The 23,932-nt window shown below is 64.1% G+C and carries 25 protein-coding genes; 20 read left to right on the top strand and 5 right to left on the bottom strand.

Features of this window, described 5'->3' with window-relative positions:
- Positions 1–8: 8 nt before the first annotated feature.
- The 17 genes from fliF (at position 9) to CDO35_RS22135 (ending at position 15,501) form a co-directional block, all read left to right on the top strand.
- Positions 9–1,694 (top strand): flagellar basal-body MS-ring/collar protein FliF, encoded by a 1,686-nt coding sequence (gene fliF / locus CDO35_RS22220; protein WP_099526737.1) that lies wholly within the window; start codon positions 9–11, stop codon positions 1,692–1,694.
- Positions 1,669–2,733, top strand: coding sequence for a FliG C-terminal domain-containing protein (locus tag CDO35_RS22215; RefSeq protein WP_045735559.1), 1,065 nt, complete (start codon positions 1,669–1,671; stop codon positions 2,731–2,733). The genes fliF and CDO35_RS22215 overlap by 26 nt, the downstream gene beginning before the upstream one ends.
- A gap of 1 nt (position 2,734) precedes the next feature.
- Positions 2,735–3,427: a flagellar assembly protein FliH gene (gene fliH / locus CDO35_RS22210; RefSeq protein WP_099526736.1), complete on the top strand. Its 693-nt coding sequence runs from the start codon at positions 2,735–2,737 to the stop codon at positions 3,425–3,427.
- 4 nt (positions 3,428–3,431) lie between these two features.
- Entirely contained in the window at positions 3,432–4,748 is a 1,317-nt protein-coding gene (gene fliI / locus CDO35_RS22205; protein WP_099526735.1) for a flagellar protein export ATPase FliI, read from the top strand.
- A complete protein-coding gene (locus tag CDO35_RS22200; RefSeq protein WP_099526734.1) occupies positions 4,745–5,170 on the top strand; it encodes a flagellar FliJ family protein in 426 nt (141 codons plus the stop codon). The genes fliI and CDO35_RS22200 overlap by 4 nt, the downstream gene beginning before the upstream one ends.
- A 77-nt stretch (positions 5,171–5,247) precedes the next feature.
- Entirely contained in the window at positions 5,248–5,526 is a 279-nt protein-coding gene (flgM, locus tag CDO35_RS22195) for a flagellar biosynthesis anti-sigma factor FlgM (RefSeq protein WP_021490727.1), read from the top strand.
- Entirely contained in the window at positions 5,523–5,969 is a 447-nt protein-coding gene (gene flgN / locus CDO35_RS22190) for a flagellar export chaperone FlgN (protein ID WP_099526733.1), read from the top strand. Before flgM ends, flgN begins: the two co-directional genes overlap by 4 nt.
- 157 nt (positions 5,970–6,126) lie before the next feature.
- Positions 6,127–6,678, top strand: coding sequence for a chorismate--pyruvate lyase family protein (locus CDO35_RS22185; RefSeq protein ID WP_099526732.1), 552 nt, complete (start codon positions 6,127–6,129; stop codon positions 6,676–6,678).
- Positions 6,679–6,913: 235 nt separating this feature from the next.
- Complete coding sequence (gene ubiA, locus CDO35_RS22180; protein WP_099526731.1) at positions 6,914–7,804, top strand: 4-hydroxybenzoate octaprenyltransferase; 891 nt, start codon at positions 6,914–6,916, stop codon at positions 7,802–7,804.
- Between the two features lie 82 nt (positions 7,805–7,886).
- Positions 7,887–8,576: a phosphate regulon transcriptional regulator PhoB gene (phoB, locus tag CDO35_RS22175; RefSeq protein ID WP_024310067.1), complete on the top strand. Its 690-nt coding sequence runs from the start codon at positions 7,887–7,889 to the stop codon at positions 8,574–8,576.
- 42 nt (positions 8,577–8,618) lie between these two features.
- Positions 8,619–9,938 (top strand): phosphate regulon sensor histidine kinase PhoR, encoded by a 1,320-nt coding sequence (phoR, locus tag CDO35_RS22170; protein ID WP_099526730.1) that lies wholly within the window; start codon positions 8,619–8,621, stop codon positions 9,936–9,938.
- Positions 9,939–10,000: 62 nt separating this feature from the next.
- A complete protein-coding gene (locus CDO35_RS22165; protein WP_099526729.1) occupies positions 10,001–11,341 on the top strand; it encodes a hemolysin family protein in 1,341 nt (446 codons plus the stop codon).
- 223 nt (positions 11,342–11,564) lie between these two features.
- Positions 11,565–12,320: an outer membrane beta-barrel protein gene (locus CDO35_RS22160; RefSeq protein ID WP_045735547.1), complete on the top strand. Its 756-nt coding sequence runs from the start codon at positions 11,565–11,567 to the stop codon at positions 12,318–12,320.
- Positions 12,321–12,510: 190 nt separating this feature from the next.
- Positions 12,511–13,659, top strand: a complete 1,149-nt coding sequence (locus CDO35_RS22155) for an NAD(P)/FAD-dependent oxidoreductase (protein WP_099526728.1) — start codon at positions 12,511–12,513, stop codon at positions 13,657–13,659.
- Between the two features lie 188 nt (positions 13,660–13,847).
- Positions 13,848–14,120 (top strand): HU family DNA-binding protein, encoded by a 273-nt coding sequence (locus CDO35_RS22145; RefSeq protein ID WP_003242571.1) that lies wholly within the window; start codon positions 13,848–13,850, stop codon positions 14,118–14,120.
- A 150-nt stretch (positions 14,121–14,270) separates the two neighbouring features.
- Positions 14,271–14,666 (top strand): helicase, encoded by a 396-nt coding sequence (locus tag CDO35_RS22140; RefSeq protein WP_099526727.1) that lies wholly within the window; start codon positions 14,271–14,273, stop codon positions 14,664–14,666.
- Between the two features lie 82 nt (positions 14,667–14,748).
- Entirely contained in the window at positions 14,749–15,501 is a 753-nt protein-coding gene (locus CDO35_RS22135) for a hypothetical protein (protein WP_208019985.1), read from the top strand.
- Positions 15,502–15,566: 65 nt separating this feature from the next.
- Here the strand turns inward: CDO35_RS22135 and CDO35_RS22130 are convergent, their stop codons facing one another.
- The 3 genes from CDO35_RS22130 to CDO35_RS22120 form a co-directional block, all read right to left on the bottom strand.
- Positions 15,567–16,973, bottom strand: coding sequence for an aminoacyl-tRNA deacylase and HDOD domain-containing protein (locus tag CDO35_RS22130; RefSeq protein WP_099526725.1), 1,407 nt, complete (start codon positions 16,971–16,973; stop codon positions 15,567–15,569).
- 91 nt (positions 16,974–17,064) lie between these two features.
- Positions 17,065–19,140, bottom strand: coding sequence for an ATP-dependent DNA helicase RecG (gene recG, locus CDO35_RS22125; RefSeq protein ID WP_099526724.1), 2,076 nt, complete (start codon positions 19,138–19,140; stop codon positions 17,065–17,067).
- Positions 19,141–19,148: 8 nt separating this feature from the next.
- Entirely contained in the window at positions 19,149–20,078 is a 930-nt protein-coding gene (locus CDO35_RS22120; RefSeq protein WP_099526723.1) for a hydrogen peroxide-inducible genes activator, read from the bottom strand.
- Positions 20,079–20,269: 191 nt separating this feature from the next.
- Between CDO35_RS22120 and CDO35_RS22115 the strand changes: the two genes are divergently transcribed.
- Together CDO35_RS22115 and CDO35_RS22110 are read left to right on the top strand one after the other, a co-directional pair.
- Positions 20,270–21,127: an SDR family oxidoreductase gene (locus CDO35_RS22115; RefSeq protein WP_099526722.1), complete on the top strand. Its 858-nt coding sequence runs from the start codon at positions 20,270–20,272 to the stop codon at positions 21,125–21,127.
- A gap of 1 nt (position 21,128) precedes the next feature.
- Positions 21,129–21,929, top strand: coding sequence for an AraC family transcriptional regulator (locus tag CDO35_RS22110; RefSeq protein ID WP_099526721.1), 801 nt, complete (start codon positions 21,129–21,131; stop codon positions 21,927–21,929).
- Here the strand turns inward: CDO35_RS22110 and CDO35_RS22105 are convergent.
- Complete coding sequence (locus tag CDO35_RS22105; protein ID WP_243699125.1) at positions 21,845–22,402, bottom strand: AAA family ATPase; 558 nt, start codon at positions 22,400–22,402, stop codon at positions 21,845–21,847. The two genes, CDO35_RS22110 and CDO35_RS22105, sit on opposite strands and share 85 nt — an antisense overlap.
- A 138-nt stretch (positions 22,403–22,540) precedes the next feature.
- On the opposite strand from CDO35_RS22105, the gene CDO35_RS22100 reads away from it, so the two are divergent.
- Positions 22,541–23,158: a LysE family transporter gene (locus CDO35_RS22100; RefSeq protein WP_099526720.1), complete on the top strand. Its 618-nt coding sequence runs from the start codon at positions 22,541–22,543 to the stop codon at positions 23,156–23,158.
- 37 nt (positions 23,159–23,195) lie between these two features.
- On the opposite strand, the gene CDO35_RS22095 is transcribed toward CDO35_RS22100, so the two are convergent.
- The gene (locus tag CDO35_RS22095) at positions 23,196–23,927 is read right to left on the bottom strand and encodes a hypothetical protein (RefSeq protein WP_099526719.1); all 732 of its coding nucleotides are present in this window, start codon (positions 23,925–23,927) and stop codon (positions 23,196–23,198) included.
- Positions 23,928–23,932 lie beyond the last annotated feature (5 nt).

The following is a 23,932-nucleotide window of genomic DNA, read 5'->3' as shown; positions in this document are numbered from 1 at the left end:
GCTGACGCGTGCTGCAGACCATAAGAAGCAAGCTGCCTGAACAGGGGCTTAAACTCGATCCACGCATGACTCTGATCGGCCTCGCGCTGATCGCCGCCTTGCTGGCGGTTGGTGTGGTGTTCTACCTCTGGCGCGACCAGGGCTCGTTCCGCCCACTGTATGGCAGCGGCGAAGCCTATCCGGCCGCCGAGGTGATGCAGGTGCTCGACGGTGATGCGATCAGCTACCGCCTGCATCCGCAGAGCGGTCAGGTGCTGGTGCGCGAGGACCAGCTTGGCCGCGCGCGCATGTTGTTGGCGGTCAAGGGCGTGCAGGTCAAGGTACCGGCCGGCTATGAGCTGTTCGACAAGGATGAGCCGCTGGGCACCAGTCAGTTCGTCCAGGATGTGCGCCTCAAGCGCAGCCTGGAGGGCGAGCTGGCGCGTACGGTGATGGCGCTCAAGGGCGTGGAGGGCGCGCGGGTACACCTGGCGCTGCAGGAGAGCAGCTCCTTCGTGGTCGGCAAGCGTGAGCCGGGCAAGGCTTCGGTGATGCTGCAGCTGGCGCCTGGCTACAAGCTGGCGCCGGAACAGGTCAGCGCCATCGTCAATCTGGTGGCTGGCAGCGTGCCGCAGCTCGATGCCGGCAATGTCCAGGTGGTCGACCAGTACGGTGCACTGCTGTCGCGCGGCATAGACACGCTGGGTGGCCCGGTGCAGAACTGGCAGGTGGTCGACGACTACCAGAGCAAGGCCGTGGCCAACGCCGAGGCGGTGCTGGCGCCGGTGCTCGGTGGTGGTAACTATCGCATCAGCGTGTCGGCTGACATCGACTTCAGTCAGAAGGAAGAGACTTTCCAGTCCTACGGCGAGACGCCGCGCTTGCGCAATGAAGTGCTGCGCGACGAGAGCGTGCTCGACCAGTTAGCCCTCGGCGTTCCCGGATCGCTGGCCAACCGGCCGCCGCAGCCCGCGCCGGAGCCGCCTGCCGATCAGACGCAGGCGGGGGCTCAGGCCGAAAATGGCAACCAGGCAGCGACCTCGCTGCGCAAGGAGTCCAATCGTCAGCTGGATTACGACCAGAGCGTCACTCACGTCAAACACGCGCCCTTCAGCCTGCGTCAGCAGAGCATCGCCGTGGTGCTCAATGCCGCCGTGGCGCCAGAGGGTGGCTGGACACCCGAGGCGCGCGAGGAGCTTGCGGCGATGGTCAAGAGCGCGGTGGGCTTCAACCAGGCACGCGGTGATCTGCTGACGCTGAGCGTCTTCCCCTTCACCGATGCCGGTATCGGCGGTGTCGGCGACGAACTGCTGCCCTGGTGGGAAAACGCCAAGGTGCACGACCTGGCCAAGCTCGGAGTGTTCGCCCTGATCAGCCTGCTGCTGTTGCTGATGGTGGTGCGCCCGGCGGTGCGTAGCCTGAGCCAGCGCAGCCAGCCTGACGCGACTGTGGCGCTCGGGGGCGAGGACCAACTGGCGCTGCACGCCGAGCGCGCAGCCGAACGCCTGCTGGCGCGTGTTGGCGACGATACGCCAGGTGCAACCGTGCTCGGCGAACTCAACCCTTTGTCGGAGATTCGCCTGCCGGCGCCCGGCTCGGGTCTGGAGCTACAGATCGAACACCTGCAGATGCTGGCCAAGAACGATCCCGAGCGTGTCTCGGAAGTCATCAAACAGTGGATAGGGCGTAATGAACGAGACCTCAACCCAGCCTGACGGCCGCGGTGGTTCCACCGCCAAGGAAATGCGCTTGCGCGTGCAGAAGCGCTCGCTGAGTACCTCCGAGCAGGCCGCTATTCTCATGCTGAGCATGGGTGACGAGATTTCTGCCGGCGTGCTCAGGCACTTCTCACGCGAGGAGATCGTCAGCATCAGCCAGGCGATGGCGCGGTTGTCCAACGTCAAGCAGCCAATGGTTTCCGACGTCATCGGCCGCTTCTTCGAGGACTACAAGGAGCAGAGCAGCATCAAGGGCGCCTCGCGTGGCTACCTCGACGGCATGCTCAGCAAGGCGCTGGGCAGCGAAATCACCCGCTCGCTGCTCGACAGCATCTACGGCGAGGAGATCCGCGCCAAGATGGCCAAGATGGAGTGGCTCGACCCCAAGCAGTTCGCCGCGCTGATCGCCAAGGAGCATGCGCAGATGCAGGCGGTGTTCCTCGCTTTCCTGCCGCCGGGCATGGCCAGCGAGGTGCTCGAATGCATGCCCAAGGAGCGCCAGGACGAGCTGCTGTATCGCATCGCCAACCTCAACGAGGTCAACAGCGACGTCATCGCCGAGCTGGAGCAGTTGATCGAGCGCAGCCTGGCCGTGCTCAGCACCCAGGGTTCGCAGGTACGCGGGGTCAAGCAGGCGGCGGACATCATGAACCGCTTCAAGGGTGATCGCGGGCAGATGTTCGAGCTGCTGCGCGCCCATGACGATCAACTGGTCGAGCGCATCGAGGATGAAATGTACGACTTCTTCATCCTCTCGCGGCAGAACCAGGACGTGCTGCAGGCGCTGCTCGAAGCTGTGCCGCTGGAAGAGTGGGTAGTCGCGCTCAAGGGTGCCGAGCCCGAGCTGGTGCGCGCTATCACCGGTGCCATGCCCAAGCGCCAGGCGCAGCAGATGGAGTCGATCAACCGGCGCCAGGGCCCGGTGCCATTGAGCCGCGTCGAGCAGGTGCGCAAGGACATCATGGCGGTGGTGCGCGAAATGTCGGCCAGTGGCGAGCTGCAGGTGCAGTTGTTCCGCGAACAGACGGTGGAATGAGATGACGGTCAAGGTGATCAGCGGCGACGCCCGCCCGTGGCGCGCCTATCGCTTCCCCCCGCGCAGCAGCCAACCAGCAATGGATTGGAGCGGCGATGCTGCCGGCCTGCAGCGGGCCATGGCCGACGGCTTTCAGCAGGGCATCGAGAAGGGCTATCAGGACGGCTTGCAGCAGGGCGAGGAGGCCGGGCGTCAGGCTGGCTTCGAGCAGGGCCGCGACGAAGGGCTGAAGCTCGGGCGAGACGAGGGCCGCAATGAGGGACGCCGTGAGTTCGAGCTGGCCGCGCAGCCGCTGCAGCAGATCAGCGAGAAGGTCGAGCAGTACCTTGGCGAGCTGGAGCACAAGCGTCGTCAGGAATTGCTGGAGCTGGTTAAGAAGGTTTCGCAGCAGGTGATCCGCTGCGAACTCACGCTGCACCCGACCCAGTTGTTGGCACTGGTCGAGGAGGCGCTGACCAGCATGCCGGGCGAGCCCGAGGACGTGCAGGTATTGCTCAGCCCTGAAGAATACGCGCGGATCAAGGCGCTGGCGCCGGAGCGTGCGGCGAACTGGAAGCTGGTGGCCGACGAGCGCCTGGCGCTGGGCGAGTGCCGTGTGGTCACGCCGCAGGCCGAGGCTGACATCGGTTGCCAGCAGCGTCTGGATGCCTGCATCGACACCCTGGCCGAACACCTGCATCTGACTGAGGCCTGAGCGAATGCTCGATTACAAGCTCGACGAAGCGCTGCGCTCGCTCGATGGCGTGCAACTGGCCAAGGTCGCCGGGCGCCTGGTGCGGGTCTCGGGCATGCTGCTGGAGAGCCTCGGCTGCCAGCGCAGCACCGGCCAGCGCTGTCGCGTCGAGCAGGCCGATGGCAGCCTGCTGGATGCTCAGGTGGTCGGCTTCAACCGCGATATCACCTACCTGATGCCGTTCAAGAAGCCGGTCGGCCTGGCCGCTGGCTCGCGGGTGTTCCCGGCCAAGGACGAAGCGCTGCTGCAGATCGACGAGTCCTGGTTAGGGCGCGTGGTCAACGGTCTTGGCGAGCCGCTGGATGAGCGTGGCAAGTTGAGTGGGCGCGACCCATTGCCGATCGAACTGCCCAGGGTCAACCCGCTCCGCCGTCGTCCGGTTGAGGCCGCGCTGGATGTTGGCGTGCGCGCCATCAATGGCCTGCTGACCCTCGGCAAAGGGCAGCGCGTCGGCCTGTTCGCCGGCTCCGGGGTGGGAAAGAGCGTACTGCTGGGGATGATTACCCGGCAGACCAAGGCCGACGTGGTGGTGGTCGGGCTGATCGGCGAGCGCGGGCGTGAGGTGCAGGAGTTCATCCTGCACTCCCTTGGCGAAGAAGGACTGCGCAAGGCCGTAGTGGTGGTGGCGCCAGCCAACGAATCACCGCTGATGCGTCTGAAGGCCACCGAGCTGTGCCACAGCATCGCCGCCTATTTTCGCGATCAGGGCCAGGACGTGCTGCTGCTGGTCGACTCGCTGACCCGCTACGCCATGGCCCAGCGCGAGATCGCCCTGGCCCTCGGTGAGCCGCCGGCGACCAAGGGCTATCCGCCGTCGGTGTTCGGCATGCTGCCGGAGCTGGTGGAGAGCGCCGGCAACGGTGAGAGCGGCAGTGGCAGCCTGAGTGCCATCTACACCGTGCTGGCCGAAGGCGACGACCATCAGGACCCGATCGTCGATTGCGCGCGGGCGATTCTCGACGGCCATATCGTGCTGTCACGGCGCCTGGCCGATGTCGGCCACTACCCGGCCATCGACATTTCCGCGTCGGTCAGCCGCTGCATGAGCCAGGTCGGCGAGGCGGCACATCTGGCGGCTGGGCGGCAGTTCAAAGAGTTCTACAGCACCTTCGAGAAGATCAAGGAGCTGATCCCGCTCGGCGGCTACACGCCGGGCATGGATGCCAAGACCGACCGCGCCGTGCAGCTGGCGCCCAGTCTCGAACGCTTCCTGCGTCAGGAGGTCGGCAGCGGCGCCGAGCTCGGCGCCAGCATCGCCACCTTGCAGAGCATCATCAAATGAAAGAACAGCTGGAAGTGCTTGGCCGTCTGGCCAGCCTGCGTGGCAACCGCGTGCAGCAGATGCTTGGGCGCGTGAGTTATCAGCAGAACCTGTGTCAGCGTTATCGCAACAACATCACCGGGCTAAGTCGCTTGTGCGGTTTCAGCGTACCCATGACCACGCCGCTGCAGCGCGACAACCAGCAGCGCTACAAGGCGACGCTGTACAAGATGGTCGAACTGCAGCGCCGCGAGCTGGCGCTGGCCGAGCAGAACCTGACGCGTATTCAGGGCGAGCTGCTGGCGGCGATGCGCAGCGAGAAGGTCATCACTCAGTTTCTCGAGGGCAAGATGGGCGAGTGGCAGGATCTGCTTGCCCGTCAGGAGCAGAAGATCCAGGATGGCCTGGCCGCGCAGGCCTGGTGGCGAGCCCAGGTCGGTTAATTTTGCACGACGCGTTTAAGTTCTTGCCGCGCCCGGTCGCTCTTAGGCCATAACACCACGCGAGTTGGATTCGAATCATGGAAATCAGCAGGCATCTCAAGCCCAGCCTTAACCCGGCCAGCGACGCTCCGGCACAGGTACAGAGCGCCCGTGCGCAGTCGAGCGGCAATGCCCGTGCGAGCGTCAGCCAGGAGCCGAGTCTGGAGCAGCTGCAAGACGCCTTGCGCAGCCTCCCCGAAGTCGACCTGGACAAGGTTGCCCAGCTCAAGGCGGCGCTGGCCCGCGGTGAACTGAGCAGCGATCCGGCCGCGCTGGCCGGCAGCATGCTGACCTATCACAGCGGTAGCGATGCGTGACCACCACGCGTGAGCAACAGCTGCTGCTGGTCGTCGAGCAGGACCTGGAACAGGACTGCGCCGACTACCTGGTTCTGCGCGGGTTGATGCAGGAGCTGTATCAGCAGTTGCTCAAGCGTGACAGTCAGCAGATCGATCTGCTCAACGAGCAGATCCTGCCGCTGGTCGACCAGGCCAAGGCCCGCGCCGAACGGCGAAGCAAGGTGCTGGCAGCCTTTCAGCTGGGCAGCGGCAACAGCGCCATGCAGAAGCTGCTGACGCGTTATCCACAGGCTCAGCGCAATCACCTCGCCCATATCTGGGAGCAACTCGGCCAACTGGCCGGCCAGTGCAAACGCCTCAATGAGCGCAACGGCAAGCTGCTGGCCATGCACCACGAGATTCTCGAACAGCTGCTCGGCGAGCCGGGCTCGGCGCAGTTGTACGCGCCGCAGCCGTATTGAGTTGCGGCTAACGCCCCTCCCACATGGGCGATTGCCAGCATCTGAGTCGAGGGCTGCACTGTGGGAGGCGCTTCAGCGGCGACTGCCTTCGTGTGCAAAAAGCGACTATCGCGCCGTGCTAGACTCGCGCGCTTCCGATCTGTAGTGACTTCTTGCCGTGCCTCACGCCGCTCTCACCCATCCGCCGCGCTGGCTCACCAATGCCCAGTTGCATCCGCAGCCTTGTGCCGGCGTGCGCGACTGGCTATTCAACGAGGATTCGCTGACCCGGCGCCTGACCGCGCTATCCGACGACGGCTTCTCGGTGACGCCGCTGCAGGAGGGTTGGCAGCGCCTGCGCAGTGACGAGTGCGCACTGCTCGGCGTGGCCGATGGCAGCCAGGGTTGGGTGCGCGAGGTGTACCTGCGTGGCCGTGGGCAAGCCTGGGTATTCGCCCGTAGCGTTGCCGCGCGCAGTGCGCTGGAAGGTTCCGGCTTGAATCTGGCCGAGCTGGGCAGTCGCTCGCTGGGCGAGCTGCTGTTCAGTGACCGGGCCTTTGATCGGGGTGAGTTGCAAGCCTGCCGTTATCCAGCTGCCTGGCTGCCGCAGGAGGTGTGCGAAGAGCGCCTGTGGGCGCGGCGTTCGTGCTTCAGCCGGGGTGCGCTCGGTGTGTTGGTGGCCGAGGTGTTTCTGCCTGACTTCTGGCGGGCGGCGGGCATCGAGGCCTAGCGTTCGCATTAGCATTGTCTACTCAGGCTAATCCCTGTTGTTTGTCAGGCACATGGCGTACTGCTTCGCTAGTACGCCCTACACGCTGCATGGATGCAGGAGGTAGAGCGACGCAGGAAGCCAAGCCGAGTAGGCTCTACGCGTTGAACCGCTTGTGGCGGTGAGCATCGCCGCTAAAGCGCCTCCCACACACGCTTCCTCGTATAATCCGCGCAACCTGCACGGAGACGCCTCGATGTACACCCGCCTGCTGCAATCGACCACCCGCCTGCACCCGCGCGCCTGGGATTTCATTCAGTTGATGCGCCTGGACAAGCCCATCGGCATTTATCTGCTGTTGTGGCCGACATTGTGGGCACTGTGGGTAGCGGCCGAAGGCGTGCCGAGCGCGAAGAACCTGTTCATTTTTGTCGTCGGCGTGATCCTCATGCGGGCCGCCGGTTGCGTGATCAACGACTACGCCGACCGCAACTTCGATGGTCACGTCAGCCGTACCAAAGCGCGCCCGCTGGCCAGCGGCAAGGTCAAGCCGCGCGAGGCGCTGGTGCTGTTCGCCGTGCTGGTGGCGCTGAGCTTCGTGCTGGTGTTGTTCACCAATGCCACCACCATCTGGCTGTCTTTCGGCGGCCTGGCCCTGGCTGCCTGCTACCCCTTCATGAAGCGCTACACCTTCTACCCGCAGGTGGTGCTCGGCGCGGCCTTCTCCTGGGGCATGCCGATGGCCTTCACCGCCGAAACCGGCAGTCTGCCGCCCGAAGCCTGGCTGCTGTACATTGCCAACCTGCTGTGGACCGTGGCCTACGATACCTACTACGCCATGGCCGACCGTGAGGACGACCTGAAGATTGGGGTGAAGTCCACGGCCATCCTGTTCGGTGATGCAGACCGCCTGATCATCGCCATCCTGCAGGGGCTGGCGTTGCTCTGCCTGCTGCTGGCTGGCGCGCGCTTCGAGCTGGGCCTGTACTTCCACCTCGGCCTGTTGGCGGCCGCCGCCTGCTTCGCCTGGGAGTTCCACGTGACCCGCCGTCGCGAGCCATTGGTGTGCTTCAACGCCTTCCTGCACAACCACTGGGCGGGGCTGGCGATCTTCGTCGGGATCGTGCTGGATTACGCGTTGCGTTAAGTGCTGCCGCGCATCTGTCATATCGCTGCAATAATTCCGTTATCTAATGCGCGCAGACAGTTGAACGAACCGAGGCAGGACCATGGTTGGCAAGAACATCCTGATCGTCGATGACGAAGCACCGATCCGCGAGATGATTGCGGTGGCCCTGGAGATGGCCGGTTACGAGTGCCTGGAGGCGGAAAATACCCAGCAGGCCCACGCCGTGATCGTCGACCGTAAACCCGATCTGATCCTGCTCGACTGGATGCTACCCGGCACCAGTGGCATCGAGTTGGCGCGCCGGCTCAAGCGCGACGAGCTGACCAGCGATATCCCGATCATCATGCTCACCGCCAAGGGCGAAGAGGACAACAAGATCCAGGGCCTGGAAGTCGGCGCCGATGACTACATCACCAAGCCCTTCTCGCCGCGTGAACTGGTGGCCCGCCTCAAGGCCGTGCTGCGCCGTGCCGGCCCAAGTGATGGCGAGGCGCCGATCGAGGTTGGTGGCCTGCTGCTCGACCCGATCAGCCACCGCGTGACCATAGACGGCAAACCTGCCGAGATGGGCCCGACCGAATACCGTCTGCTGCAGTTCTTCATGACCCATCAGGAGCGCGCCTACACCCGTGGTCAACTGCTCGATCAGGTCTGGGGCGGCAACGTCTACGTCGAGGAGCGCACCGTCGACGTGCATATTCGTCGCCTGCGCAAGGCGCTCGGTGATGCCTACGAAAACCTGGTACAAACCGTGCGCGGGACTGGGTATCGTTTCTCCACCAAAGGTTGATCGCTGACGCGGTGCTTCTGCGCACTCGCTCTTCTGACAAGGATGCGCTCCATCGTGAATCAAAACTGGCGTGGCGCCGTGGTGCGCCGGCTGTTGCTGTTGATCGGTGCCTGCCTGCTGCTGGGCTTCATCACCGGCCAGTACGCCTGGGTGTTGGCTGGCGGCTTGGCCATTCATCTGGGCTGGACCCTCAGCCAGTTGCTGCGCCTGCACAAATGGCTGCGCGAGCACAAACCCGACGAACCGCCGCCGGATGGCTACGGCCTGTGGGGCGAGGTGTTCGACAGCATCTACCACCTGCAACGGCGTAACCAGAAGGCGCGTGGCCGCTTGCAGGCGGTGATCGACCGGGTGCAGGAGTCCACTGCCGCCCTCAAGGACGCCGTGCTGATGCTCGACAGCCATGGCAACCTGGAATGGTGGAACCGTGCAGCGGAAACGCTACTGGGCCTGAAAACCCCGCAGGACAGTGGCCAGCAACTGGCCAACCTGGTGCGCGACCCGCGTTTCAAGGAGTACTTCGAGCGTGGCAACTATGCCGATGCGTTGGAGATTCCTTCACCGATCAATGATCGCCGCCGCTTGCAGTTCCATATCACCCGCTACGGTAATCGCGAGCACCTGCTGCTGGTGCGTGATGTCACCCGCCTGTATCAGCTGGAACAGATGCGCAAGGACTTCGTCGCCAACGTCTCCCACGAGCTGCGCACGCCGCTGACGGTGATCGCCGGCTATCTGGAGACGCTTCTGGACAACGTCGAAGCGATCAATCCGCGCTGGTTACGCGCATTGCAGCAGATGCAGCAACAGGGCGCGCGCATGCAGACCCTGCTCAACGATCTGCTCCTGCTAGCCAAGCTGGAGGCCACCGACTACCCGTCGGACAATCAGCCCGTGGCGGCTGACCTGATGCTGCTGTCGATCAAGAACGATGCCCAGGCATTGTCTGGTGAGCACCAGCATCGCATCACCCTGGAGGCCGATCCGCACCTGAAGCTCAAAGGTAGTGAGGCAGAGCTGCGTAGCGCCTTCTCCAATCTGGTGTTCAATGCGGTGAAGTACACCCCGGCCGGTGGCGACATCCGCATTCGCTGGTGGGGTGACGAGCAGGGTGCACACCTGTCGGTCAGTGATACCGGTATGGGCATCGAGGCCAAGCACGTGCCGCGGTTGACCGAGCGCTTCTATCGCGTTGATTCGAGCCGCGCCAGCAACACCGGTGGCACTGGCCTTGGCCTGGCCATCGTCAAGCATGTGCTGCTGCGTCACCGTGGCAACCTGGAGATCAGTAGCGTTCCCGGCAAGGGCAGCACCTTCACCTGCCATTTCGCCCCGGCGCAGATGGTGCAGCGCGCGCGCTGAGTGCTTGCATTCGGCGCGGCGAAGCTCCAACCTCTAGCGATCTTTGGCCAATCCGAACCTTCATGGACCCCTCCACGAGTCTCCCCGCTTCTGCCTACTTCGCCGATTTCGGCCTCATGCTGTTCGCCCTGTTTCTGGTTCTGCTCAACGGCTTTTTCGTCGCCGCGGAGTTTGCCATCGTGCGTCTGCGCGCGACCAAGGTCGATGCCCTGGCCGAAGCCCATGGCTGGCGCGGACATATTCTGCGCACCGTACACAACCAGATGGACGCCTACCTCTCGGCCTGTCAGCTGGGTATCACCCTGGCGTCGCTGGGCCTTGGCTGGGTCGGTGAGCCGGCCTTCGCCGAGCTGCTGACGCCGCTGCTGGTAGCCGTTGGCGTGGAGTCACCCAAGCTGATTCACGGCATCGCCTTCTTCACTGCGTTCTCGATCATTTCCTATCTGCACATCGTCATCGGCGAGCTGGCGCCCAAGTCCTGGGCAATTCGTAAACCGGAACTGCTGTCGTTGTGGACGGCCGCGCCGCTGTACGCCTTCTATTGGCTGATGTACCCGGCGATCTTCGTGCTCAACGCCAGCGCCAACGCCATTCTGCGTATCGCCGGGCAGGGCGAGCCGGGGCCGCACCACGAGCATCATTACAGCCGTGAAGAGCTCAAGCTGATCCTGCATTCCAGCCGTGCCACCAGCGACAACGACCAGGATTTGCGCGTGCTGGCTTCGGCGGTCGAGCTGGGCGAGCTGGAGGTGGTGGACTGGGCCAACTCGCGTGAAGACCTGATCTTCCTCGAGCTCAATGCCAGCCTGGATCAGGTGTTCACCACCTTCCGCCGCCACAAGTACAGCCGCTACCCGATCTTCGACGAGAGCAAGGGCGAGTTCGTCGGTGTGCTGCACATCAAGGACCTGCTGTTGCACCTGTCACTGCTGGAGATGTTGCCGTCGGCGCTCAAACTGGCGGATCTGATGCACCCGCTCGAGCGCGTCAGCCGGCACATGCCGCTGTCGCAATTGCTCGAGCAGTTCCGCCAGGGCGGCGCGCACTTCGCCCTGGTCGAAGAGGCCGACGGCAAGGTGATCGGCTACCTGACCATGGAGGACGTGCTCGAAGCGCTGGTTGGCGATATTCAGGACGAACACCGCAAGGCCGAGCGCGGCATTCTTGCCTACCAGCCGGGCAAGCTGCTGGTGCGCGGCGACACGCCGCTGGCCAAGGTCGAGCGCCTGCTCGGCGTCGACCTCGACCATATCGAGGCCGAGACCCTCGCCGGGTTGATCTACGAGACGCTCAAGCGCATGCCTGATGAAGAGGAAGTGCTGGAAACCGATGGCCTGCGCATCATCGTCAAGAAGATGAAGGGGCCAAAGGTGGTCCTCGCCAAGGTGGTCAAGCTGGACTGAGTCCGCAAGGCGCCAACTGAAGGCGCCTCTCTCTGCGCAGAGGCTCAAAACGGGCTGTCTATCCGGTCAACATTTCTCCCTCGGATCCAGGCCTGTTCAGGGCTTGTTCAGTTTCGAGACCGCTCGTCAGGTTTGCCGAATGACTCCCTGCATCGCAAGTCTAGGTACTTGCGTCCCACCTCCCGGTGGGCGGCGTTATCCACTCATTGCCAAGGAAATCGTCATGCAGCTGTCCAGCATAACCCCCAAAGCAACACTCGCCCTTTGCCTGGCGGGCGCCTCGCAGGCCTATGCAGACTCGGTCACCGACCCAATCTCGACCTTCGGTGTCATCGCTTCGCACAACCAGTACAAGCTCACCGTGGACGATGAAAGCGACAAGGAGCGCCTCAACCAGGGCGGCCTGTTCTACCACTTCGGTAACAAGCTGACCGGGCAGGAGGGCTTCATCTACCAGGCGGGGATCGAAGGCCAATACCGTGACAAGGACGATGTGGAATACAAGTCCGCACGTGCCGACATCGACCTCGGTCTGCGTGCCGCGCTGAGCACCAACAATTACGTCGACGTGATCGTCGGTGGTGGTTACGACTGGGGCCGTATCGAGCAGGACAACGTCGGCCCGCTCGACAGCAACGTCAAGCTGACCAGCAAGTCGCCCTTCGCCAAGGCTGGCCTCGGCTACAACTACCTGACGCCTGACTACACCCTGCGCCTGGAAGTGGGGGCACGCTACTCCATCAACTCCGAAGCGCGTCTGAAGGTCGATGGCGACAGCGACTCCGTGGACCTCAAGGACAAGGTCAATCCTTACGGCGAGCTGACCGTGCTGTGGAACAAGGGCATCAATAGCCTGCCGATCAGCACCAGCCTGTACTACACCCAGACCCGCTATGAGCTCGACAGCAATAGTGCTGTTGCCGAGCGCAGCAAGCTCAAGCAGGAGCAAGTCGGCCTGCGCGTAGGCCTGGCGTTCTAAGCGCCACCTGGACCGCCTGGCCTGCCAGGCGGTCCACCCTGATTGCCGCACTGCATCTTTCCCCTAACCTCCGAATGGCTGACTGAGCCTCATCTGGCCAGCGCGTACCTGATCCAGTAGGGTGTCATCCCGCTATCTGGGGCGGCGGCCGGTGGGTCGTCGCGTCGTTTTCATCGTGAGGAAAGAGCGCATGAGTGCACCCGTCGTCATCATCGGCACCGGCCTGGCCGGCTATAACCTGGCCAAGGAATGGCGCAAGCTAGACACCCAAACGCCTCTGCTGCTGATCACCGCTGACGACGGCCGCTCCTACTCCAAGCCGATGCTGTCCACCGGTTTCGGCAAGAACAAGGACGCCGACGGTCTGGCCATGGCCGAAGCTGGAGCCATGGCCGAGCAGCTCAACGCGGAAATTCGCACCCATACCCGTATCACCGGAATCGACCCCGGCCACAAACGCTTGTGGATCGGTGAAGAAGCCGTGCCATACCGCGACCTGGTACTGGCCTGGGGCGCCGAGCCTATTCGCGTCCCGGTAGAGGGTGATGCCCAGGATGCACTGTTTCCGATCAATGACCTGGAAGACTACGCGCGCTTTCGCAGCGCCGTGGCCGGCAAGCGTCGGGTATTGATCCTCGGCGCCGGGCTGATTGGTTGCGAGTTTGCCAACGACCTCAGTGCCGGCGGCTATGAGGTAGAGCTGCTGGCACCCTGCGAGCAGGTGATGCCCGGCCTGCTGCATTCGGCGGCGGCCTCTGCCGTACAAGCCGGTCTGGAGGGGCTGGGGGTACGTTTCCATCTCGGCCCGGTGCTGGCGAGTCTCGACCGCCAGGGGGACGCGCTGCAGGCCTCGCTGTCCGACGGCAGCCTGATCCAGTGCGATGCAGTGGTCTCGGCTGTGGGTCTGCGCCCGCGCACCGCGCTCGCTGCGGCCGCCGGTCTCGACATCAATCGTGGGGTGATGGTTGACCGCCAGCTGCGCACCTCGCACGCCAACATCTATGCCCTGGGCGATTGCGCCGAGGTCGAGGGTCTCAATCTGCTCTACGTCATGCCGCTGATGGCGTGTGCCCGGGCCCTGGCCAAGACCCTGGCTGGTGAGCCCACGGCGGTCAGCTACGGACCGATGCCGGTGACGGTAAAGACGCCGGCATGCCCGTTGGTGGTCTCGCCACCGCCGCGTGGCAGCCAGGGTGAATGGACGGTTGAAGGCACCGGCAGCGACATCAAGGCGCTCTGCCGCGAGGCCTCTGGGGCGCTGCTCGGCTATGCGCTGACCGGCGCCGCGGTGCAGGAGAAACTGGCACTGAACAAGGAATTACCAGCGCTACTGGCATGATTGCCTGTCGTTCTGTCGGATACGCCACGAAATTGCCTGGTTAAAGTGGCTGGCGACACTGGCGCAGTGCGATGCGGCATGCCATTCTCCCAAGGGTCTGCCGCAGCGCAGAGCTGTTGCGGCGCCTTGGGCGCTGTTCTGGAAGGACAGCACGGACACAACAACAAAAAACCGTCAAAGAGGCAATTATGCGTAAACCGGAACTCGCCGCCGCCATCGCCGAAAAGGCTGATCTGACCAAGGATCAGGCCAATCGTGTACTCAACGCCGTACTGGAAGAAATCACCGGTGCACTGAACCGCAAGGACAGTGTGACCCTGGTTGGCTTCGGTACTTTCGTCCAACGCCACCGTGGCGCCCGTACTGGTAAGAACCCGCAGACCGGTCAGCCGGTGAAGATCAAGGCCAGCAACACCGTCGCCTTCAAACCGGGCAAGTCCCTGAAAGACGCGGTCAACTGAGCCCGCTACCCGGAGCCGCTCGGCTCCGGGTTCCCCTTGCGCAGCCAGGCTGCGAAATTGGCAGATACAGCCATGCTTTAGATGGGCTGTAGTCCTGCAAGAAAATCACTACAATGCGCGGCCATCATCTTCGATCACGAGAGCCTGTGCATGAAATTCCGTTTTCTTCTGTGGATGCTGGGCCGCCTGATGGCCAAGGCCAGTCGTGAAAATCCGGCGTTCCGCCAGCAGCTCGAAGGTCGCGATATGGTCTTCCAACTGCACACCCTTGACGGCAAGGTCGCACGCCACTTCATCGTTGCTGGGCAACGCGTCACCAGCAAGCGCGGTACCGCCAAGGACCCCGCGTTCGCCATCGGTTTCAAGGATGGCGCCTACGGCTTCGCAACCATGACCGCGAAGAACAAGCAGCTGGCCTTCATGCAGGGCATCCAGAACAAGGACATCCAGATCCAGGGCAACCCGGCGCTGGTCATGTGGTTCCAGGGCCTGACCAAGTACTTGGTGCCGAAGAAGAAGACCGAGGCGCCGAAAAAGGCTGCCTGATCAGCACTGATGCGCGTCGCGGCTGGCCGCGACGCCACGCTTTGGTTAGGCTTCCAGGCACGTTCCTGTGGAAAGCCTGACCATGCGTCTTTTCCTGTTACCTCTGCTGTTGCTGGCCGCCACCACCGCACGGGCCGAGTCGGCGTCTGCCAAAACCCTGTTACCACTGTTCGAACTCGCCGGTATCCATCTGCTCTGCGAGCAGAGCGCGCCATTGGTGCAGCGCGGCCAGGATGAAGCCGAACAGAAGCGCATCGCTGAGTTGTTCGCTGGTGAGGCTTTTTGTCTGGACCTGGCCAAACGCGTCGGGGCCCGCTTCGATGCCGTGCAGGGTGAGCAGGCTCGCGAGCGCCTCGATAGCCCCCTGGCGCAGCGCTTCACCGCTGCCGAGCGTGCCGTCGGTGAGCAGCCCGAAGGCCTGGCTGAATACCGTCAGCGCCTGCAGGAACAGCCGCCACGAGGTGCGCGTCTTGACCTGGTCAAGCGTCTCGATGCGGCCGCGCGTACAACCGAACTGGCCAGCCTGCTGCGTTATGAAGTCGGCAAGACCCAGGCATTGTTGGCACTAAAGGCGCGGGGCGAGAATCTCAGCGAGGCCGAACTGCAGGCGCAGACGCAAAAGCAGGCGGATGCCATCCGCCAGTCCAGCGAGCAGGCGGTGGAAACCTTCATGTTCTATGCCTACCGGCAGATGCCCAGCGATCAACTCGCCGAGTATGCGGCGCTCTACGAGCATTCCAGTGTCAGCCAACTGCTCGCCATCAGCCTGGAAGTGGTGCCGCAGCTGTTCGCCGAGCGTCGGGAGAAGCTGCGCAAGACGGCGGGCAAGTTGTAAGGCTGCGTTGGCCGCTCGGTGCGAGCGAGCAGCCCATCCTCGAGGGTTAGAGAATTAGCAGCCGCTCATTGCGGCTGCTGATACTGCGCTGCCAGCTCACGCAAGGCGACCTCGGCGCTGAGCACCTTGCTCACTGCGTCCTCGGCTTTTTCCCGGCTCAGCCCCAGGGCCTCGAACAGCTCATCAGGAATCTCGCTCTGCGGCCCGGCACCGATACCCCGGTTGCGCAGCAGGCTGACGGCCAGGCACACCAGGTTGGGGAAGGCCGCGCTGTCGCCGGCATAAGATGGGTCGTGCTGAAAGCGCAGGGCGCTGGATAGCTCTTCCGGCATATCCCAATGGCGCATCAGCCAGGCACCGATCTGCTCGCGAGTGATGCCCAGCAGGTGCTGCTCGATGTACCCGGCAGACAGGTGCGGGTTGACCTCCAGGTGGCGGCAGATCAGCGAGAAGTGCGGTGGGAAGACGTGCGCGAGCACCAGATAACCGAAGTTGTGCAGCAAGCCGGCCAGGTAGGTCAGGCCGGCTTCAGGGCGCTGCGCGCGCGGCATGGCGCGGGTCAGGCCTTCGATCACTGCGGCGGTATAGATCGCTTGCTGCCAGTAGGGTGTGGCGTGCTGCGGCTGATCCTTGGGCAGGCTCAGGGTCTTGCCCAATGCCAGGCCGAGAGCCAGGTTGATCACCAGGTCGAAGCCCAGTACGCGGACGATGGCATCTTCCACCGAGCGAATCTTGCCGGGCGCGGCGTAGTAGGGCGAGGCTGCCCAGCTGACCACCTGGGCTGCCAGCGCGGGATCGGTCTCGACCACGCCGGTGATGTCGTCCACTGTGGCGTTGGGGTCGACGCGCAGCTTGATGATCTTCTGTGCGGTTTCCGGCAGCGGCGGAATCTCGATGGTTTCTTCCAGGCGCTGTTGGATGCGGCGTGCGGTAAAGGCCTGCACGGCCTGGGTGATTTCCGCGCGGTCATCATGCGGGCGATCGAGGTTCGGTCTGATCGCACTGACCGGCTCACCGAAACGCGCGGCGCTGGCCTTGCTCAGCAGCGCCTTGAAGGCTTCGGTGGGGATTTCCAGCAATACGCCAGGCTGGCCGGACTCGATCAGCAGGCTGGGCACCTGCAGAAGGCGTTCTTCGTACAGGCAGGGCGAGCTGGTCAGCGGCGGCAAGCCGGGCAGGGCGGCCAGATTGTGCTTGCCGAGCATGCGCTCCAGGCGCTCCGGTTTGACCGCGGTGAGCTGGCGCCCAGTCAGTTCGGCCAGACGCGACAGATCGAGCATGTGGCTACGCGGGTAGAGCACCAGCAGGGCGCCGATGGCGTCGTCCACCAGCACGGCCTGCAGGCGTGCCTCGCTTGGCTGACCCGGTCGCTCCGCGCATACCTGGTATGGTACGGCGAGTTTCTCCAGCAGTTGCACAATCACAGCGGGTGCTTGTGCAGTGGCGTTGGCGGCGAGGGCGGCTTCAGTCATATCGATATCCAGCGTTGGCGCATGTGCCCCGGAGTATAACCAGCGAGGATTTGCGCAAAGGTTCGTGGCGACGGTTGTCCTGTGAACAGGTTCACACTTGACCGTATTGCTGGCCGTGACGCAACCAGCGTTCCAACAATGGAGCCACATGTTGTGGCCAATGTTCCAAAAGTGCCTGCGCGGCATCGCGTACAGCGGGCAGCAGGTCGGCATCGCGCATCAGGTCGGCGACCTTGAACTGCAGCAGACCGGTCTGCCGGGTGCCGAGCATTTCACCGGGGCCGCGCAGCTCGAGGTCCTTCTCGGCGATGATGAAACCGTCGGTGGTCTCGCGCATGATGGCCAGGCGCTCGCGGCCAAGCTGCGACAACGGCGCATGGTAGAGCAACACGCAATGGCTGGCGGCGCTACCGCGACCGACTCGGCCGCGCAATTGGTGCAGCTGTGCCAGGCCGAGGCGTTCGGGGTTCTCGATGATCATCAGGCTGGCGTTGGGCACATCGACGCCCACCTCGATCACCGTGGTCGCCACCAGCAACTGCAGCTTGCCCTGCTTGAACTCATCCATCACCGCGGCCTTCTCGGCCGGTTTCATGCGCCCGTGGATCAGCCCGACGCGCAGCTCGCCCAGTGCCGCGGAAAGCTCCTCGAAGCTGGTTTCGGCGGCCTGGCAGGTAAGTTCTTCGGATTCTTCGATCAGGGTGCATACCCAGTACGCCTGGCGCCCCTGCTGGCAAGCATTGCGTACGCGCTCGACCACCTCGATGCGGCGGCTGTCGGCGATCACCAGGGTGTTGACCGGTGTACGCCCTGGCGGCAGTTCGTCGAGGATCGAGGTGTCCAGGTCGGCGTAGGCGCTCATCGCCAGGGTGCGGGGGATGGGCGTGGCAGTCATGATCAACTGGTGCGGGCTGAGGCGTCCGTCGATGCCTTTTTGGCGTAGGGCCAGGCGTTGCTGCACACCGAAGCGGTGCTGCTCGTCGATGATCACCAGGGCCAGGCGCTTGAACTTCACTTCGTCCTGGAACAGGGCATGGGTGCCGACCACCATCGGGCAGCCGCCGGCAATCTGCTCCAGAGCAGCGGCGCGTGCCTTGCCCTTGAGCTTGCCGGCCAGCCAGGCGACTTCCAGGCCAAGCGGTGCCAGCCATTTGCTGAAGTTTAGAAAGTGCTGCTCGGCGAGGATTTCGGTCGGCGCCATCAGCGCCACCTGATAGCCGGCCTCCAGTGCTTGTAGCGCAGCCAGTGCCGCGACCACCGTCTTGCCGGCGCCGACATCACCCTGCACCAGACGCAGCATCGGTTCGCTCTGCGCCAGGTCGTAGGCGATCTCGGCGCCCACGCGCTGCTGTGCGCCAGTCGGGGCGAAACCGAGGTTCTGCAGGTACTGTTGCGGTAGCTTCTTCGCCGGCGGCAGGGCGGGTGCCTGCTGGGCGCGTACCTGTTCGCGCAGACGCTGCAGGGACAGCTGATGAGTCAACAGTTCTTCGAAGGCCAGGCGGTGCTGAGCCCAATGACGGCCCTCGGCGAGTTCCTCGACATCGGCGTCCGGCGGTGGCCGGTGCAGATAACGGATGGCCTCGTCCAAGGGCGCCAGACGATAGTCGCGGGCCAACTCCTCGGGCAGCCAGTCCGGCAGGCTGCGTGGGCCAAGGCGCGCGAGTGCCTGCTGACTGAGCTGGCGCAGGCGCTGTTGGGTCAAACCTTCGGTGGTCGGGTAGATAGGCGTCAGGCTCTGCTCCACTGGGGCAGGCTCGTCGCCGCTCTGTGCGCGGTACTCCGGGTGGTAGATTTCCAGGCCAGTGGCGCCGGGGCGCACTTCACCGTAGCAGCGCAGGGCGGTGCCGCGCTTGAGGCCGTCCTTCTGCGCCTGGCTGAAGTGAAAGAAGCGCAGGCTCAGCGTGCCGCTACCGTCCTGCAGGCGCACCAGCAGGCTGCGCCGCCGGCCCATGACCACATCGGCGCCGGCAACGATGCCTTCGACCACCGCATCCTGCCCCGGGCGCAGTGCGCCGATGGGGGTGATGCGCGTGCGATCCTGGTAGCGCAGCGGCAGGTGGAACAGCACATCCTGCAGGTTTTCCAGGCCGACCTTGGCCAGTTTCTCGGCCAGGGCGGCGCCTACGCCTTTGAGCGCGGTGACGGAAACCGCTGCCAGCTCGCCCACTGTTGGCCTCAGACTGCCTTGGTCTGCGGACTGCGGGCGACCGAGCAGAGGCGGATGGAGTCGGCCAGCACTTCAATGGCGTTGGGTCGCGGGAAGCTGGCGCGCCAGGCGATGGCCACGGTACGGAACGGCACCGGCGCGCTGAGAGGACGGACTTCGATCACGCCGGGTGCATAGTGGTGGCTGTCGACTGCCGAGAACGGCAGGATCGATACGCCAAGGCCGGAGGCGACCATGTGGCGGATGGTCTCCAGCGAGCTGGACTCCACGGTGGTGTGCTTGCCGTGGTCATCACCGCCCTTGCGCAGGGTCGGACAGGCCTCCAATACCTGGTCGCGGAAGCAGTGGCCTTCGCCTAGCAGCAGCAGGCTCTTGTCGTTGAGCAGCTTGGTGTCGATGGTCTCCATCGCCGCCCACGGGTGGCCGGTCGGCAGCAGAGCGTAGAACGGTTCGTCGTACAGAGGCTTGGTCAGTACATCGGCCTCGTGGAACGGCAGGGCGATGATGATGGCGTCGAGTTCACCGGTGCGCAGTTTGTCGCGCAGGATATGGGTGAAGTTTTCCTCGATGTACAGCGGCATGTCCGGGGCGACCCGGTGCAGCTGCGGAATCAGATGCGGGAACAGATAAGGGCCGACGGTGTAGATGGCGCCGATTTTCAGCGGTGCGGTCAGCTGGTTCTTGCCGGCCTGGGCCAGCTCGCGAATACCCTGGGCCTGCTCCAGCACCTTCTGCGCCTGGGTGACGATGCCTTCACCGACCGGGGTCAGACGCACGGCGCTCTTGCTGCGCTCGAAGATCAGCACGCCCAGCTCGTCCTCCAGCTTCTTCACGCCCACCGACAGGGTAGGCTGGCTGACGTGACAGCGCTCGGCGGCGCGGCCGAAATGCTGTTCCTGGGCGAGGGTGACGATGTACCGCAGTTCGGTGAGGGTCATAGTGTTTATCCATTAAATTGCCGACAAGCATAGCCTTTGCTAACAGATGAACCAACCGGGCTAATAGCCTGTTGCAAAACTATCTCGCCATTGGCGTATGCATCGCCCTATCACCAGCACTCTTGCGGTGCGCTGACGGCTGCAAAGGGCCTGTTACACTGCGCCGTCGCCTAGAAGTCATGGAGAAAAGCATGTCGGGATGCAACAGCTTGCTGATTGCCGGATGCGGGGACGTCGGTACCCGTCTTGGTCTGCGTATGGCCGAACAGGGCTGGCGCGTGCTGGGCCTGCGCCGCAACGTGGCCGCGTTGCCAGCTGCCATCGAACCGTTGGCGGGCGACCTGCATGCCGATGCCTGTCCGCCGGATTGGCCGCAGGGGCCGCTGGATTACCTGGTGTATTGCGCGGCGGCCATCCAGCACGACGAAGCGGGCTACCGCGCTGCTTATGTCGATGGCCTGCGCCGTGTGCTGGGCTGGCTGGCGCAGCATGGCCAGCGACCACGGCGCATCCTGTTCGCCTCCAGCAGCGGGGTGTATGGGCAGCAGGAGGGCGAATGGATCGACGAAGATTCTCCGGCCGAGGCCCAGAGTTTCTCTGCGGTGATCATGCGTGAGGCCGAGCGCGTTGCGCTGGACAGCGGCCTGCCGGCGACCACGGTACGTTTGACCGGTCTTTATGGCCCCGGCCGTGAGTGGTTGCTGAGTCAGGTGCGCGGTGGCTATCGCGTTAGCGAGACGCCGCCGCTGTACGGCAACCGCATTCATGTCGATGACGCAGCGGGGCTGCTCGCCACGCTGTTGCAGGCAGACGTTGCCGGTAAGCCATTGGCCGATTGCTATCTGGGCGTCGATGACGAGCCGGCGCCACTACACGAAGTAGTCGCTTGGCTGCGTGAGCAACTGGGCGTGAGCCACTGGAGTGACGAGCAGCGCGTGCGCCGCGCCGGCAGCAAGCGTTGCAGCAATGCCCGCGCTCGTGCGTTGGGTTGGACGCCACAGTATCCCAGCTACCGCGAGGGTTACGCGGCGATCCTCGCCGAGCGCTGAGATGGATGCCAACAGCCTTCTGGCCAAGCCGTGGTTGCCGGGCGTCGAGCTGTTTCATGCCGATTTCTCCGGGCAGGCGTTTGGCCGTCACAGCCACGATACCTTCGCGATCGGTGCCATCGTACAGGGCGTGGGGGGCTATCAATGTCGTGGTCAGCGCTATGCGCTGCCTGCCGGCACCTTGTCGCTGATGAATCCCGAGGAGCCACATACCGGGCACGCCGAATCGGCGCGTGTGGTCTATCGCATGCTCTATGTCGAGGAGTCGCGGCTGCCGGCGCTGCTCGGGCGCAAGCGCCTGCCCAACGGTTTCAGCACACTCAACCCCCATGACGACGGCCGCGTCGCTGCAAGCCTTGCGCAACTGGCTGGCGAGTTCGAGCGCGGTGATGCGCTGGCGCTGGAGAGCGAACTGCTGGCGTTGCTGGAGCTGGTCTTCGTGCGGCACGGCGGCTTGCGCGAGGCGCGCCCGGCATGTCGCGACAGCGGGGTTACAGCGTACCTGCGCGATTACCTGGAAGCGCACTACGCCGAGGCTGTCAGCCTTGAGCAATTGGGTGCCTTGGTGCAACGTCACCCGCGCCACCTGATCGAGGCATTTCGCTGTGCCTATGGCGTGCCGCCACACACCTATCTGCTGCAGCGTCGAGTGCGTGAAGCCAAGCGCAGGTTGTTGCAAGGCCAGGCCCTGGCCGGTGTCGCACTGGACCTGGGCTTTTATGACCAGGCGCATTTCAATGGGGTGTTTCGCCGTTTCACCGGGGTCACTCCGGGGCGTTTTCGCACGCTGGCAACGGGTTGAGGCCACTGCACTGCAGCACGAAGTCGCGGCGCTGCGCCAGGCTCATTCGCGGTACCTCGATCAGTCGCTTCTACGTAGGCTTCGCGCATCACCGCGCAGGTCCGTTCGGCCTCGGCCGCATCTTGGCGGCGCTCGTGGTCGTTGCGGTAGATCTGCGGCCAGTGCGGCAGCAGGAAGACCTGCCTCTGGTAACGCAATTGGCGCACCGCCTGTAGCAGATGCTCGCCGACCGGCAGGTCGTTCAGGCGCAGGTAGCCGATGATATCGACCAGGCTGCGGTCAAAGAACACCGGCCCTTTCCTCGTCAGCGCCTGGCGGTGGGCCCTGAGCTCCCACGCCAGCATCAGTTCGGCGAACAGCCTCGGGTCGTGCCAGGGCAGGCCCAGGCCGGCGATGGCTTGCTGATCACGAATGATCTCCCGACCGGCTTCCTCGACGACGTTTTGGCCCTTCTGGGCCAGGGCTGCCAGCAAACTACTTTTGCCGCTACCGGGGCCGCCGGTTAGGACATGGAAAGGTGGGTGACATGGCATACTCTGGGCTCCTCTGAGTTTTTTCCAATACATCGACACTGCCAGTTGCCGACACTGCCTCCGCCAAACGGAGGTTCCATGTTCGCGTTGTTTCTACTGGTTGCCGGTACTCACTTCGCCGCCTTGCTGTCGCCGGGGCCGGACTTCTTTCTGTTGATTCGCACCGCTCTGGCCAAGGGCCGGCACCAGGCCGACGGTTGCGCCTGCGGCATTGCGCTGGCCAACCTGCTGAGCATGCTGCTGGTGCTCTTTGTCATGGCGTTGTTACCCGCCGAGGGCAGTTGGCTGTGGCGCTGCTTGCAGGTCGTCGGCGGGCTGTATTTCGCCTGGATCGGCCTGCAGGCGCTGGCCTCGCGGCGAGATCTGGTCCTGCCGCAGGGTGATCAGCTGAGGCAGGGCGGGGTGTGGAAGGGCATGCGCCAGGGCCTTCTGGCCAGCAGCCTCAATCCCAAATTGCCACTGTTCTACGCCGGGCTATTCGGGGCCTTGCGCGAGTCGGCAATGCCGGCATGGGGGCTGGGCCTGGCGATGCTGTGGATGACCCTGGTGGTGCTGCTCTGGGATCTGGCGCTGGTGCGCCTGCTCGATCACGCGCGCTGGCGTGGCTGGTTGCAGCGGCGCGTGCGCTGGCTGGATTGCGTTTGCGGTGGCCTGTTGCTGGCGTTGGGAGGCTGGCTGTTGCTGGGGGCTCTATAGCGTGGCGCCGCTCCTGCCCGGAGGCGGCGCATCCGGATCAGCGGCGTTTGAGCAGCCAGCGTTGTGGGCCGGGCTGGTACTCGGGCATTTCGTCGAACTGGGCACGGTTCTGTGCTTCGAAGATGCGCAGCTGATTGCCTTCATGCACGAATAGCCAGGGGCTACCCTGGTCGCCAGCCTGTAGCCAGAGGCTGTCATGTTCGCCGCTCATGGCCGCGCAGTCGCCCGCCAGACACAGGGCGAAGCGTTCGGCGCCGGGCAGGCCCTGCACCTGGCCGTCGCTGTTGAAGCGCACCAGGCCGCCCTGACCCAAACCTTCTTCGATCAGCCACTCGCCGCCTAGGTAGTCGCGGTACAACGCCTGTTCAAAGCTGCTGCCCAGGACCTTGGATTCGCTGGGGTTGTCGACGCGGGTAAAGTGCTGCTCGGGCCAGTAACCGCTGGCGATCTGTACCAGCTCGCCATTCTGTACCGCCAGTTGTTCCTTGTAGTCGCCGTAGAAGGTGACTTGCCAACGGCCCTCACCGGCGCTCTGCAATTTGCCCTCGGCCAGCTCGAAACCATTGCTGTAGCTGGCTTGCTGACGGTCGGGGGCGATGTGCCATTCGAGGTTGGGACCATAGGCGAGCAGGGCTTCGCGCAGGCGACCGCTTTCGCGGGCGGCATCGATGGCTGCCTGGTTGATCCAGGTTCCGCTCGGGTCGTTGTTGGGCTTACTGGCACAGCCGGCCAGCAGGGCCGCGCAGAGCAGCAGGGGAAGCAGACGCATGGTGA

The sequence above is a fragment of the Pseudomonas sediminis genome (genome assembly GCF_002741105.1).
Classification (GTDB): domain Bacteria; phylum Pseudomonadota; class Gammaproteobacteria; order Pseudomonadales; family Pseudomonadaceae; genus Aquipseudomonas; species Aquipseudomonas sediminis.
This window is presented reverse-complemented; position numbering and strand designations above follow the sequence as displayed.